This is a genomic window from Leclercia sp. Colony189 (assembly GCF_009740165.1).
Lineage (GTDB): Bacteria > Pseudomonadota > Gammaproteobacteria > Enterobacterales > Enterobacteriaceae > Enterobacter.
Window position 1 is genome coordinate 3,825,320 of the sequence record NZ_CP046557.1, and the last position, 14,137, is coordinate 3,839,456.

Consider the following 14,137-nt stretch of genomic DNA (forward strand, 5'->3'; position numbering starts at 1 on the left):
GATTATCGAGTGTTTTGTACTGAGCCCTGGTTGCGTTTAGACGCATCCGGCACCAGACGATAGAAGGTTTCGCCCGGCTTAGTCATGCTGAGTTCGTTGCGCGCACGCTCTTCAATGGCTTCCTGCCCGCCATTGAGATCGTCAATTTCCGCAAACAGCTGATCGTTTCGCGCTTTTAATTTGCTGTTTGTTGCCTGCTGCGCCGTCACGTCATCGCTGACGCGACTGTAATCGTGAAGGCCGTTCTTACCGAACCACAGCGAATACTGAAGCCAGACCAGCAGAGCCAGCAACAGCAGCGTAAGTTTACCCATCCTGCCCCCTGAAAAACGGCATCATCATCCCATAACTTTCCCCATGACTCTACATCGGGGCTACAGAGATGCCGCAACATTGCGGGCAAATGTACCACATTTTTTTTGCAGATTCGCGCAAGCCAACAATGTCACATAGTTGGTTACGGTTTGAATTATGGATGAACTTATCCCATGAGCCACAAAAATAACAGTCCCACCATAGCGACCACCGTTAACACGGTGATAAACGAACTGTAGAGCAGCTTGCCGTGAAGCAGAGAGTGGAGCGCGATCCCTACCACAACGGCAACGGGCATCAGCGCCAGAAAGAAAGGCCAGGTATAAAGGAAGAAAAACAGCGTATTGCTGCCATAAAACAGGAAAGGGATCCCCAGTGCCATCAGCCATGACGCAAAGCCGACAATCGCCCCAGGAAAAGACCAGGTCGTCTCGTCATGTGCCGATACTGTGTCCGACCCGGTGATGATGTAGTTTTCACTGTTCCGCATAGCTGATCCTGTGACCGTGACATATTGATGGAGATTAAGCATCCCCATCAATACCATCTCAGGATCTGATAATATCGCCCTGCCGGAGCAGGTCTAATAATTGACCCACCAAATTTGTTACCAATTGTTGGCCTTGCAGGTGAATATCGGGGTTTTCCGGCGCTTCGTAAACCGCATCAATGCCGGTGAAGTTCTTCAGCTCGCCAGCGCGGGCCTTTTTGTACAGTCCCTTCGGATCGCGCTGCTCGCATATTTCCAGCGGGGTATCAACAAACACTTCAATGAAGCGGCTGTTCCCCACCCGCTCACGCACCATCTGCCGCTCGGCGCGGTGCGGTGAGATAAAGGCGGTTAACACCACCAGCCCGGCATCGGCCATCAGGCTGGCCACTTCGCCCACCCGACGGATGTTCTCTTTGCGATCCGCATCGCTAAAGCCCAGATCGCTGCACAGCCCGTGGCGCACGTTGTCGCCATCCAGCAGATAGGTGCTGACGCCCGCTTTGTGCAGTGCCTCTTCCAGCGCCCCCGCGACGGTGGACTTACCGGACCCCGAGAGCCCGGTAAACCACAGCACAACCCCACGGTGACCGTGGAGCTGTTCGCGTTCGGCCACCGTGACCGGATGAGGATGCCAGACGACGTTCTCATCATGCTGCGCCATTACTTGCCTCCCAGCAGATCGCGCGCGCCCCAGTGCGGGAAGTGTTTGCGCACCAGCGCGTTGAGCTCCAGTTCAAAGGCGCTGAATTCAGACGGCACCGCGCTCGCCTGCGCTTTAGGTTCGCGCACCATCCCTGCGCCAACGGTGACGTTGGTCAGACGATCGATAATAATCAGCCCGCCGGTCACCGGGTTCTGCTGATACTCGTCCAGTACCAGCGGTTCGTCGAAGGTGAAATCCACCAGACCGATGCCGTTCAGCGGCAGTTCAGTCACGCTGTGCTGCGCCAGATTGTTAATGTCGACCTGATACTGAACGCCGTCGACGCGGGCGCGGGTTTTCTTCCCGGCAATCTTGATGTCGTAGCTCTGGCCCGGGCTCAGCGGCTGCTCGGCCATCCACACCACATCCACCGCGGCGCTCTGTACCGCAGGCAGCGACTCCTGCGCATCCACCAGCAGATCGCCGCGGCTGATATCGATCTCATCTTTCAGCACCAGGGTGACCGCTTCGCCGGCCCCCGCTTCCTGCAGATCGCCATCGAAGGTCACGATACGGGCAATGGCCGATTCCACGCCGGACGGCAGTACCTTCACGCGCTGGTCTACGCGCACGCTGCCGGAGGCAATCGTGCCGGAGAAGCCGCGGAAATCGAGGTTCGGGCGGTTAACGTACTGCACCGGGAAGCGCATCGGCTGCGTATCCACGTCGCGCTGGATCTCAACGGTCTCCAGCACTTCCAGCAGCGTCGGGCCGCTGTACCACGGCATGCTCACGCTCTGGGAAGCGACGTTATCCCCTTCCAGCGCCGAGAGCGGCACAAAGCGGATATCGAGATTGCCCGGCAGCTGCTCGGCAAAGGTCAGGTAGCTTTCGCGGATCTCGTTAAACTTCTCTTCGCTGAAGTTCACCAGATCCATCTTGTTAACCGCCACCACCAGGTGCTTGATCCCCAGCAGCGTGGAGATAAAGCTGTGACGACGGGTCTGATCCAGCACCCCTTTACGGGCATCGATCAGCAGGATCGCCAGGTCACAGGTGGAGGCGCCGGTCGCCATATTGCGGGTGTACTGCTCATGCCCCGGGGTATCGGCGATGATAAATTTGCGCTTCTCGGTGGAGAAATAGCGATAGGCCACGTCGATGGTGATGCCCTGCTCGCGCTCCGCCTGCAGGCCATCCACCAGCAGGGCCAGATCGAGTTTTTCGCCCTGGGTACCGTGACGCTTGCTGTCGTTATGCAGGGAGGAGAGCTGATCTTCATAGATCTGACGGGTATCGTGCAGCAGACGGCCAATCAGGGTGCTTTTACCGTCGTCCACGCTGCCGCAGGTCAGAAAACGCAGCAAACTTTTATGCTGCTGGGCGTGCAGGTAGGCTTCGACGCCGCCTTCATTGGCGATCTGTTGAGCAATAGTGGTATTCATGGCGGCTCCTTAGAAATAACCCTGACGTTTCTTCAGCTCCATCGAGCCTGCCTGGTCGCGGTCAATCACGCGCCCCTGTCGCTCGCTGGTGGTGGACACCAGCATCTCTTCGATGATCTCCGGCAGCGTTTGCGCGTCGGATTCCACCGCGCCGGTCAGCGGCCAACAGCCGAGGGTACGGAAGCGTACCATCCGCTTTTTGATCACTTCGCCAGGCTGCAGGTCGATGCGATCGTCGTCGATCATCATCAGCATGCCGTCGCGCTCCAGAACCGGGCGTTCAGCCGCCAGGTAAAGCGGAACAATCCCGATATTTTCCAGATAGATGTACTGCCAGATATCCAGCTCGGTCCAGTTGGAGAGCGGGAAGACGCGGATGCTTTCGCCCTTGTTGATCTGGCCGTTGTAGTTATGCCACAGCTCAGGACGCTGATTTTTTGGGTCCCAGCGGTGGAAGCGGTCACGGAAGGAGTAGATACGCTCCTTGGCGCGGGATTTCTCTTCATCGCGACGGGCACCACCGAAAGCGGCATCAAAGCCGTATTTGTTCAGCGCCTGCTTCAGCCCTTCGGTTTTCATGATATCGGTGTGCTTGGCGCTGCCGTGGACAAACGGGTTAATGCCCATCGCCACCCCTTCCGGGTTTTTATGCACCAGCAGTTCACAGCCGTAGGCTTTGGCGGTACGGTCACGGAACTCATACATTTCGCGGAATTTCCAGCCGGTATCCACGTGCAGCAGCGGGAACGGCAGCGTGCCCGGATAAAACGCTTTACGCGCCAGGTGCAGCATTACGCTGGAGTCTTTGCCGATGGAGTACATCATTACCGGATTTGCAAACTCAGCGGCCACTTCGCGGATAATATGAATACTCTCCGCTTCCAGTTGCCGCAGGTGCGTCAGTCGTTTTTGATCCATAACTGTTCCTTATAAGGCCTGGTGCAACAGGCGTTATTGTTGCAGCCAGTTTTGTCACGGCCTGCGCACAGCAACCGGAGCGTACTCAAGTACGTGAGGATTGCGAGCACAGCCCGGGGCAAAAATGGCAAATAAAATAGCCTGTTGCTCCAGGACTAAGCCAAATTGACAACAGAAGAACTAAAGCCTTCTGTGTCGGTTGTATGTTGGAACCAGGCGAGGGTGCTGTGCAGCTGCACCACTTCCCCCACCACAATCAGGGCGGGCATCGGGGCGTCTTTCGCCAGGGTTGCAAGGTGTTGTAGTGTTCCGATCGACACATGCTGATCGACGCGCGTGCCGCGGGATATCACCGCGACCGGGGTATTCGCATCGCGCCCGTGTCGAATCAGTTGTTCGCCGATCTCCGCCGCTTTCATGGTGCCCATGTAGATGGCGAGGGTCTGACGGCTCTGCGCCAGATGCGTCCAGTCAAACGGGGTGCTGTCGGCCTTGTAGTGGCCGGTGACAAAAGTAACGCTCTGGGCGTAATCACGGTGCGTCAGGGGAATGCCGGCATAAGCCGTGACCGCCGAGGCCGCGGTGATCCCCGGCACCACCTGGAAAGGTACGCCCGCTTCGGCTGCCGCCTGCAACTCTTCGCCACCGCGACCAAAGATGAACGGATCGCCGCCTTTCAGGCGTACCACGGTTTTGCCCGCTTTGGCCGCCGCAATCAGCATCTGGTTGGTATCGTGCTGGGGAACAGCGTGCCCGCCCGCGCGTTTGCCCACGCAGATTTGCTCGGCGTCGCGACGAATCAGCTCGCGCACGCCGTCGCTCACCAGGTGGTCATAGAAAACCACATCGGCGTCCTGCAGCACCTGCAACCCCCGCAGGGTCAGCAGGCCAGCATCGCCTGGCCCGGCGCCTACCAGAATGATCTCCCCGCCAGTGCTGCCGGGGTTATCGAGTTCGTCTTCAAGAAGCTGTTGCGCTGCTGTCTCATTACCGGCCTGCATCAGGCTGGCAAAACGGCCACGAAATACGCGCTCCCAGAAGCGACGGCGTTCCGCCACGCTGGTCAGACGGGTTTTCAGATGGTTGCGCCAGTAGCTGGCCTTCTCGGCCATGCGGCCCAGGCTTGTCGGCAGCAGCGCTTCGATTTTTTCCCGCAAGACGCGGGCCAGCACCGGGGCAGTCCCGCCAGAAGAGATCGCCACCAGCAGCGGCGAGCGATCGACAATTGACGGAAAGATAAAGGAGCAGAGCGGCTGGTCGTCCACCACGTTCACCAGGCGGTGACGGGCGTGGGCGGCATCGGAGACGCGCTGGTTGAGCGCCCGGTTTTCGGTGGCGGCAATCACCAGCACCACATTGTCGATTTGCGATTCAGCAAAGTCCGCTTCGGCAACAACCTGCACGCGAGCGCCTGCCCGATGTAAAAAGGCAATTTTGCGCTCCGCGATTTCGCCGCTGCCGACAACTAGCACCGGGCGGTCTTTTACAGCAGCGAATAAAGGAAGGTAATCCACAATGCTACAACTCGCTAACAACCAGGAATAGGGGGACTATAGGGGGCGGCTACGAGCGAATGAAATTACGAATTGGAATGAGTAGTTACTCAATGGAATAACGCCCTGAAAAAGCTCATATCAAAAAGTGCTTAACGCGCGACATTCCGGGCATTTAAGCGCAAATCAAATTGTGTAAGCGCGGTCACAGTTTCATACTAAGCGCGTTAAAATTTTGCGTTATTTTTTTAAGGACTCACTATGTTTTCCGCAATGCGCCACCGATACGCTGCCCTGGCGCTCGGCGTTTGCTTAATCGGAACGGTTCAGGCTAAGACCTCGCCCCTGGGTGAGATGGCCGCGACGCAGGCACGTCATATTGCCACCTTTTTCCCGGGTCGGATGACCGGCACCCCCGCCGAAATGCTCTCCGCTGACTACGTGCGCCAGCAGTTCGCCGGGATGGGCTACCAGAGCGATATCCGCACATTTCAGAGCCGCTACATCTATACCTCACGCAATCTGAGTAAAAACTGGCACAACGTCACCGGCAGTACCGTGATTGCGGCCCATGAAGGCAAAGCCGCGCAGCAGATTATTATTCTGGCGCACCTGGACACCTATGCTCCGATGAGCGACAGCGATGCCGACAACAATCTTGGCGGCCTCACGTTACAGGGCATTGATGATAATGCCGCTGGGGTCGGCGTGATGCTGGAGCTGGCCGATCAGCTAAAAAATATTCCCACCCAGTACAGCATCCGCTTTATCGCCACCAGCGGCGAGGAAGAGGGACGGCTGGGTGCCGAGAATGTCCTTAAACGCATGAGCGCGGCCGAGAAGAAAAACACCCTGCTGGTGATCAACCTCGATAATTTGATTGTGGGGGATAAGCTCTATTTCAACAGCGGCAAAACCACCCCAGGACCGGTACGCAAGTTAACCCGCGACCGCGCGCTGGCGATTGCCCGCGCCCACGGCATCTATGCTGCCACCAACCCGGGCGGCAACGCCACGTATCCGAAAGGCACCGGCTGCTGCAATGATGGCGAGGTGTTCGATAAAGCCGGGATCCCGGTGCTCTACGTTGAAGCGACCAACTGGTCCCTGGGCAAAAAGGATGGTTATCAGCAGCAGGCAAAATCAAAAGCGTTTCCAGCGGGAACAAGCTGGCACGACTTCAGGCTGGATAATCTGCAGCACATCGACAAGGCATTGCCGCAGCGGATTGAACACCGCAGCCGGGATGTGGTTCGGGTGATGCTGCCGCTGGTGAAAGAGCTGGCGAAAGCGGAGAAAGCCTGAGGCCCTGCGCTTACCGGGCCAACAGGATGCGCATTTGTAGGCCCGGTAAGGGGTAGTCGCCACCGGGCAAAACATTACCCTTCGTGCAGCCCGCACTCGCGCTTGAGACCAAAGAAACGGGTCTCTTCTTCTGCCATACCCGGCTCCCATTTACGGGTAGTGTGGGTATCCCCTACCGACAGATAGCCCTGATCCCACAGCGGGTGATACTTCAGGCCATGCTGTTGCAGGTACTGGTATACGGTCCGGTTGTCCCAGTCGATAATCGGCAGCACTTTGAACACCCCGCGCTGGATCGCCAGAACCGGTAAAGAGGCCCGGCTACCGGACTGATCCCGGCGCAGGCCGGCGAACCAGGTTTTGGCGTTGAGCTCGGACAGCGCCCGGTTCATCGGCTCAACTTTGTTGATGGCATTATATTTCTCAATGCCCTCGACGCCCTGCTCCCACAGCTTGCCGTAGCGAGCTTCCTGCCAGGCCGCGCTCTGCTCTGCGCGGTAGACCTTCAGGTTCAGCTTAAGCTTGTCCGTCAGCTCATCGATAAACTGATAGGTTTCCGGGAAGAGGTAGCCGGTATCGGTGAGGATCACCGGGATATTCGGGCGAATTTTATTCACCAGATGCAGGCTGACCGCCGCCTGAATACCGAAGCTCGACGAGAGCACATATTCGCCCGGCAGATTTTCCAGCGCCCAGGCGACACGCCCTTCGGCGTCCAGCTTCTCCAGCTGGGCGTTGGTTTCGGCCAGCGCCAGAATGCGTTCGACTTTTGGCAGATCGTTAAGGGCGTTTAGATCGAGTACGGACATAAGAACCTCGTTTGCCTGTTTTGCCGGGCGGCACTGCGTTTGCCCGGCCTACAAAACCCGTAGGCCCGGTAAGCGAAGCGCCACCGGGCAAAGGGTGGGTTACTCCCAGAAATCCCGTGCGGGATCGAGCACCGGGCGAATGATGCCCGCACGCACCGTAAAGTCGCCGAAGCCTTCACCCGCTTCGCGCTCTTTCGCCCAGCGCCCGATAAGCAGGTCGATGGAATCAAGGATTTCCGGCTCGGTGATGTTTTCCCGGAACATGCGCGGAATACGGGTGCCGATACGGTTACCGCCCAGGTGCAGGTTATAGCGCCCTGGCGCTTTGCCCACCAGCCCCAGCTCGGCCAGCATCGCGCGGCCGCAGCCGTTCGGGCAGCCGGTCACGCGCATCACGATATGTTCGTTCGGAATGCCATGTTTCTCCAGAATCGCTTCAACCTTGTCGGTGAACGACGGCAGGAAACGCTCAGCTTCAGCCATCGCCAGCGGACAGGTCGGGAACGACACGCAGGCCATGGAGTTTTCGCGCTGCGGTTTAACCGCCTCCATCAGGGCATGATCCCGCGCCAGCTTCTCGATCTTCGCCTTCTGGCTTTCCGGCACGCCGGCAATGATCAGGTTCTGGTTGGCGGTGATACGAAACTCGCCCTGGTGGATCTTCGCGATCTCCAGCAGACCGGTTTTCAGCGGGCGACCCGGATAGTCCAGGATACGGCCATTTTCAATAAACAGCGTCAGGTGCCATTTATCGTCGATACCTTTTACCCAGCCAATACGATCCCCACGCCCGGTGAATTCGTACGGGCGGATCGGCTCAAACTTGATACCCGCACGGCGTTCCACTTCGGCTTTGAACGTCTCAACGCCCACGCGCTCAAGGGTGTATTTGGTCTTGGCGTTTTTACGATCGGTACGGTTACCCCAGTCGCGCTGGGTGGTCACTACCGCTTCCGCCACCGCCAGGGTGTGCTCCAGCGGCAGATAGCCAAACTCGCTCGCGGTACGGGCGTAAGTCTTTTTGTTACCGTGTTCAATAGAGAGACCGCCGCCCACCAGCAGGTTAAAGCCCACCAGCTTGCCGTTCTCGGCAATGGCCACGAAGTTCATGTCATTGGCGTGCAGATCGATATCGTTCTGCGGCGGGATCACCACCGTGGTTTTGAACTTACGCGGCAGGTAAGTCTGGCCCAGAATTGGCTCTTCGTCGGTGGTCGCCACTTTCTCCTGATCGAGCCAGATCTCGGCATAAGCGCGGGTACGCGGCAGCAGATGCTCGGAGATCTTCTTCGCCCACTCGTACGCTTCGGCATGCAGCTCGGACTCGTACGGGTTGGAGGTGCAGAGCACGTTACGGTTCATGTCGTTGGCGGTCGCCAGCGCGTCCAGCCCGACGGAGTGCAGCATCTGGTGTACCGGCTTCACGTTCTTCTTCAGAATGCCGTGGAACTGGAAGGTCTGACGGTTGGTCAGACGGATGCTGCCGTAAATTGTATTTTCACCGGCAAACTTGTCGATCGCCTGCCACTGTTTGGTGGTGATGATGCCACCCGGCAGGCGGCAGCGCAGCAGCATCGCATGACGCGGCTCCAGCTTCTGTTCAGCACGCTCGGCGCGGATATCGCGGTCGTCCTGCTGGTACATGCCGTGGAAACGGATCAGCAGGAAGTTGTCGCCTTTGAAACCGCCGGTCAGACCATCATTTAAATCTTCGGCAATGGTGCCGCGCAGGTAGTTACTCTCAACCTTCATGCGCTCGGCATCAGACAGTTTGCCTTCGACCACCAGTGGGCCAGGATGTTTTTCGCTCATTAGTAGACATCTCGCTGATAACGGCGCTCGACGCGCAGCTCACTTAAATATTCATCCGCCGCTTCGGCATCCATACCGCCGAATTGGGCAATCACTTCCAGTAAAGCCTGCTCAACGTCTTTCGCCATGCGATTGGCGTCGCCGCAGACATAAATGTGGGCACCGTCATTGATCCAGCGCCACAGCTCTGCGCCCTGTTCGCGCAGTTTGTCTTGTACGTAGATTTTTTCTTTCTGATCGCGGGACCAGGCCAGATCGATGCGGCTCAGTACGCCCTCTTTAACGTAGCGCTGCCACTCCACCTGATAGAGGAAATCTTCGGTGAAGTGCGGGTTGCCGAAGAACAACCAGTTTTTACCTGGCGCTTCGTCAGCGGCGCGCTGCTGCATAAAGGCGCGGAACGGCGCAATACCGGTGCCCGGACCAATCATGATCACCGGGGTTTCCGGGTTGGCGGGCAGGCGGAAGTTGTCGTTGTGCTCGATAAAGACCCGCACCTCGCCCTCTTCTTCCACGCGATCCGCAAGGAAGCTCGACGCGCCGCCGGCGCGGGCGCGCCCTTCGATGTCGTAACGCACGACGCCCACGGTGACGTGGACTTCGTTCTCCACCTCGGCCTGCGCAGAGGCGATAGAGTAGAGGCGCGGCGTCAGCGGACGCAGCAGGTCGATTAACGCCTGGGCATCCAGCTGGGCTGGCGCGAAACGCACCATATCCACGATGGGCGTGGCGGCGGCGTAGTGTTGCAGCCTGGCTTTATCGCCCACCAGCGGCAGCAAGGATTCGCTGCGGGTCAGCGTGGCGTAGTTCTCCACGATGTTCGCGGTATTAACGGTCAGCTCGAAATGCCACTGCAGCGCTTCAGAGAGCGGCAGCGTTTTGCCTTCCACGCTGACCGGCTCGTCACCCTTCAGCCACAGCAGCTCAACCAGCTCTTTCACCAGCGCCGGATCGTTCTGGTACCAGACGCCAAGGGCATCACCCGGCTGGTAGCGCAGACCCGAGTCGCCGAGATCGATTTCGATATGGCGCACATCTTTCTCTGAATCGCGACCGGTGATTTTCTGGTTCACCGAGAGGCTCGCCGTCAGCGGGGCCTCTTTGGTGTAGGGGCTGGTGTGAATGTCGTTGACTGCGCCAGCGGCGGTGGCTGCCGCCTGGGCTGGCGTCCCGGTCGGTACGCGGGCTTTCAGCACCTCGACAATGCGCGCGCGCCATTCGGCCGCCGCAGACTGGTATTCAACGTCGGTATCGACGCGGTCCAGCAGGCGTTCTGCCCCCAACTCGGCCAGTTTGCTGTCGAAATCTTTGCCCGACTGGCAGAAGAATTCATAGGAAGAGTCGCCAAGGCCGAAGACCGCAAAGGCGGTGCCCGCCAGTTTTGGCGCTTTTTTCGAGAACAGGAACTTATGCAGCGCAACCGCTTCTTCAGGCGGCTCACCTTCGCCCTGGGTTGAGGTCACAACGATAACCAGCTTCTCTGACGCGATTTGCTTAAATTTATAGTCCCCGGCGTTCACCAGGTTCACGTTCAGTTTGGCTGCGAGCAGATCGTCGCGCAGGGCTTCCGCCACGCGACGGGCGTTGCCGGTTTGCGAGGCGGAGATAAGCGTGATTGCCGGGATCTCTACAGCCGTAGCCGGCGCACTCGCCACAGCACCCGGCTGTTGATTGAGCATTCCCCAGAAATAACCGGATACCCAGGCCAGCTGGGTGGGTGAAAAGTCAGTGGTGGCCGCCTGCAGGCGTGCCAGTTGCTCCGGGTTCAGGGGAAGCAAATTTGAAGGTGGGGCCTGTGTTGTCATGCGTCGTTATGTTCCAGTAGCAAAGCTGAATTTTTATCTGAAAGACAGAACAGAGTGTAAGGTTAACGGCGCGGATCATAACAATTAAAGACAGGATGGAAATAATAAATAACCAAATGGACTAACCTCTTTTAGCTATTGTTCTTAACAATAAAAGTGATTAACCATCCCCTTGAAAAATAAAATAAAAAACAGCCCTTATTACGCTGTCAGGTGCCCCTGACCATAATGCCCGTTTTAGTTAATGATAAAAAATGTACTTTCCGGTACTCTACGGCGGTTTTTTCCGCATTTTTGAGAGTCCACGATGTCCACCACACTGTTTAAAGATTTCATCTTCGAAGCCGCCCACCATCTGCCTCACGTCCCGGAAGGGCATAAATGTGGTCGTCTGCACGGACACTCCTTTATGGTGCGTCTGGAGATCACGGGTGAAGTCGATCCGTATACCGGTTGGATCATGGATTTTGCCGAGCTGAAGGCCGCCTTCAAGCCGACCTACGATCGCCTCGATCATTACTATCTGAACGATATTCCGGGTCTTGAAAATCCGACCAGCGAAGTGCTGGCAAAATGGATCTGGAATGAGATCAAACCGCTGGTGCCGCTGCTGAGTGCGGTAATGATCAAAGAGACCTGCACCGCGGGCTGCGTCTACCGCGGCGAATAATTACGTCTCATGAGAGAGCAACGGCGCAAGCTCAAAGAGCATCAGCGCGTTGCTTTCCAGCGACGCCGTAATCTGCCAGCCATCATGAAGCCGTTCATCACGCATTGACAACGTTGGACGCGCTTTATGCTCCATCCAGCGCCACATCTCTTCGTCAGGTCCCCTTTCACTGCGCACGCCTTCAATCAAGGGGTACAGCGCGCCGTTGTGCTGATCAAACAGATGACACTTAATCCGCCACCTGCCGCTTAGCCCCTTCAGCTGAACGTGGTACTGCTGGCGAAAACGCTGAATGAAAGCCTCTTCGCTGGAGAGTAACGGGTTAAACACCACCGTATTGCGCAGCAGCAGTTGGTATCCGTTGTGGTGGCGCAATAGCAGAAGATTCTTTTCGTTGACTAACACCTCACCGCGCAGGCGTCGCCACAGCCAGACTACCCAATAGATCGGGCGCGGCAGGCCGTGGTTATACTGCAGCGCCAGGCTCGAGGTATCGATGGTATTGTTGGCCCGCGCTTCCCCCTGTAAGCCCGAGTTGAGCCAGAACCCGGCCAGCCACACCTGTTCCGACAGTCCGAGCAGGTTTTGCATCAGCAGTGCCCCACGAAAAAACCAGCCGTTGGTGGCGCGCGTGTTGCCGGTGAGGGTATTCCACGACAGCAGCCATACCGGAAGCGAGAGCTTTCGCTGACGAAGCGAGGTCAGGATCTGCCGGACCTTCTGCACCGGATAGTTTTCAGAGGAAGAGAGATGAGCCGGATCCAGCTGCGCCAGATCGAGAAGCTCATTGGCATCGGCCGGACAGGCCAAAAAATCGGCCTGGGTGAGGAGAGTCGAGTCCAGCAGAGCCTCATCGTTATGCCCCGTGTGCCCGGGCGCAAAACTGTGCCACACGCCGAACGTCGCCTGCGGCAGATATTCCCGCAGCGTCGCCCGCTGAGCCTGCCAGACCTGCGCTCTTGTCTCCTCGCTCGCCTGCGTTGACCAGTGCATCACAAATTGCCAGCGATCGGTAATCTCAGGCGAAAAGTGATTGACCGACTGCTGTAAGAAACGCGCCAGCAGGTCGGTGCGGGTTGTCAGGCCGGTATGCAGCAGCACCGTCCACTGTTTTTGAGCAAGCCAGCTGAAGACCTGATGAAGGTTGTACCAGCAGGCATAACCTGCCATCAGCGGATCGTCCCAGCCGCTGGCAAACAGGCGGCTACTGAGAAATGGCTCAGCGATATCAATCCCGAAAAGAGGCATCGCCTCCCCCAGCTTTTCCAGCTCCCGGCGCACATCCTCCCGCAGCAGATCGTCCAGCTCACGCACCGTCACTACCATTCGGGTATGACGCAGCGGCGCGGCGGGCTTGAGAAGATGCAGATCGAGCACCCTCTCCTGCACCGGATGCGGGGTTAATGGCAACGGCTCCCGACCGCGCGTTTCGGCTTCATTTAGCAGGCTGAAGAGCTTGTCCACTGCCACCGGATAACGCTGCTCCCCATTGCCTGGACGTAGACGGGGCATCCCGGCGTGATGACGACGTTGTTTGCGATACGCTCCCGGGGCCATCTGGTGATGACGCCGGAACAGATCGCTCATCATCCGCGTACTGGCGAACCCCTGCTCCAGCGCAATCTGATGCAGCGGACGGTTGGTCAGGCGAAGCGCGTCGGCCGCCTTCTCAAGGCGCAGGGTGGTAATGTACTGCATAAAACTGACGCCCATCTCTTTGCGAAAAAGACGGGAGAGCCAGGCTTCTGAAACAAATTCGCTTCCGGCGATTTCAGCAAGCGTAATGCGTCGGGTGTAGCTGGCGTTGATGCGTTCCACCACTCGGGCGATGCGTTTGCTTACGCCCGGATGATGTTCCCGCAGAAGCAGGCGGGCGGGTTGCTGAAACCGGCTGGTCAGCAGGAGCAGGATCTCGCTCAGCCAGCGGGTCGCCTCCAGCCGGTAGCGATGCTGATCGTTGATCAGGGTGCAGACCAGCAGTTGGCGCAGAAGATGGCGTAGCTCATCACCAGGAGGCCAGCCGCTCCCGGCTTCGGGCGGGATGGCGTAATCATGGGTAAAAAAGTCGCTACAGAGCTGCTGGATCCAGCGCCCGGAAAGCATGACACACATCGTCGTATTGCCGCTCTCGCTGGTGAGCTGCCAGCGTTGATTGCGATTAACGATCGTCAGGCTATCCGCTGTCAGGGTCATCTGCCGCTGGTCGGTGTGCAGGTCGGCGCTCCCTTCCAGCAGCCACAGCAGCGTCAGCGCGTCGTCCTCCTCCTGATGAAACTGACGAATATCCTGCACCTTCACCCAAAACTCGCTACCCCGATGCTCCATGTGTTCCTCCAGGGAAGACAAATTATGACGCGCTGTTTTTTGTTATAACGGAATTGTATGAAAAACAATCAGAAATAATGCGTCGCTTCACAACAAAAAAGTGC

General features: G+C 57.8%; 12 protein-coding genes. 2 read left to right on the plus strand and 10 right to left on the minus strand.

The window, feature by feature from the left end:
* Positions 1–2: 2 nt before the first annotated feature.
* From ftsB to cysG, 6 genes are all read right to left on the minus strand, one after another.
* The gene (gene ftsB, locus GNG29_RS18245; RefSeq protein ID WP_032613637.1) at positions 3–314 is read right to left on the minus strand and encodes a cell division protein FtsB; all 312 of its coding nucleotides are present in this window, start codon (positions 312–314) and stop codon (positions 3–5) included.
* Between the two features lie 167 nt (positions 315–481).
* Positions 482–805 (minus strand): DUF3561 family protein, encoded by a 324-nt coding sequence (locus GNG29_RS18250; RefSeq protein WP_103180917.1) that lies wholly within the window; start codon positions 803–805, stop codon positions 482–484.
* A 58-nt stretch (positions 806–863) separates the two neighbouring features.
* The gene (gene cysC / locus GNG29_RS18255) at positions 864–1,469 is read right to left on the minus strand and encodes an adenylyl-sulfate kinase (protein WP_103180918.1); all 606 of its coding nucleotides are present in this window, start codon (positions 1,467–1,469) and stop codon (positions 864–866) included.
* Complete coding sequence (gene cysN, locus GNG29_RS18260) at positions 1,469–2,896, minus strand: sulfate adenylyltransferase subunit CysN (RefSeq protein WP_156655162.1); 1,428 nt, start codon at positions 2,894–2,896, stop codon at positions 1,469–1,471. Before cysN ends, cysC begins: the two co-directional genes overlap by 1 nt.
* A 9-nt stretch (positions 2,897–2,905) precedes the next feature.
* A complete protein-coding gene (cysD, locus tag GNG29_RS18265; RefSeq protein WP_156655163.1) occupies positions 2,906–3,814 on the minus strand; it encodes a sulfate adenylyltransferase subunit CysD in 909 nt (302 codons plus the stop codon).
* Between the two features lie 155 nt (positions 3,815–3,969).
* Positions 3,970–5,328: a siroheme synthase CysG gene (cysG, locus tag GNG29_RS18270; protein WP_156655164.1), complete on the minus strand. Its 1,359-nt coding sequence runs from the start codon at positions 5,326–5,328 to the stop codon at positions 3,970–3,972.
* A gap of 240 nt (positions 5,329–5,568) precedes the next feature.
* On the opposite strand from cysG, the gene GNG29_RS18275 reads away from it, so the two are divergent.
* Positions 5,569–6,612, plus strand: coding sequence for an aminopeptidase (locus GNG29_RS18275; protein WP_156655165.1), 1,044 nt, complete (start codon positions 5,569–5,571; stop codon positions 6,610–6,612).
* A gap of 74 nt (positions 6,613–6,686) precedes the next feature.
* On the opposite strand, the gene cysH is transcribed toward GNG29_RS18275, so the two are convergent.
* The 3 genes from cysH to cysJ form a co-directional block, all read right to left on the minus strand.
* On the minus strand, positions 6,687–7,421 hold the full coding sequence (gene cysH, locus GNG29_RS18280; RefSeq protein ID WP_156655166.1) for a phosphoadenosine phosphosulfate reductase: 735 nt from the start codon (positions 7,419–7,421) through the stop codon (positions 6,687–6,689).
* A gap of 99 nt (positions 7,422–7,520) precedes the next feature.
* Positions 7,521–9,233 carry an assimilatory sulfite reductase (NADPH) hemoprotein subunit gene (gene cysI, locus GNG29_RS18285; protein WP_103180923.1) on the minus strand — a complete coding sequence of 571 codons (1,713 nt, stop codon included), beginning with the start codon at positions 9,231–9,233 and terminating at the stop codon, positions 7,521–7,523.
* Positions 9,233–11,038: an NADPH-dependent assimilatory sulfite reductase flavoprotein subunit gene (gene cysJ, locus GNG29_RS18290; protein ID WP_156655167.1), complete on the minus strand. Its 1,806-nt coding sequence runs from the start codon at positions 11,036–11,038 to the stop codon at positions 9,233–9,235. Before cysJ ends, cysI begins: the two co-directional genes overlap by 1 nt.
* Before the next feature lie 307 nt (positions 11,039–11,345).
* Here cysJ and queD point away from each other — a divergent pair, with 307 nt between their 5' ends.
* A complete protein-coding gene (queD, locus tag GNG29_RS18295; RefSeq protein ID WP_103180925.1) occupies positions 11,346–11,708 on the plus strand; it encodes a 6-carboxytetrahydropterin synthase QueD in 363 nt (120 codons plus the stop codon).
* Here the strand turns inward: queD and GNG29_RS18300 are convergent, their stop codons facing one another.
* Complete coding sequence (locus tag GNG29_RS18300) at positions 11,709–14,033, minus strand: helix-turn-helix domain-containing protein (RefSeq protein ID WP_156655168.1); 2,325 nt, start codon at positions 14,031–14,033, stop codon at positions 11,709–11,711.
* Positions 14,034–14,137 lie beyond the last annotated feature (104 nt).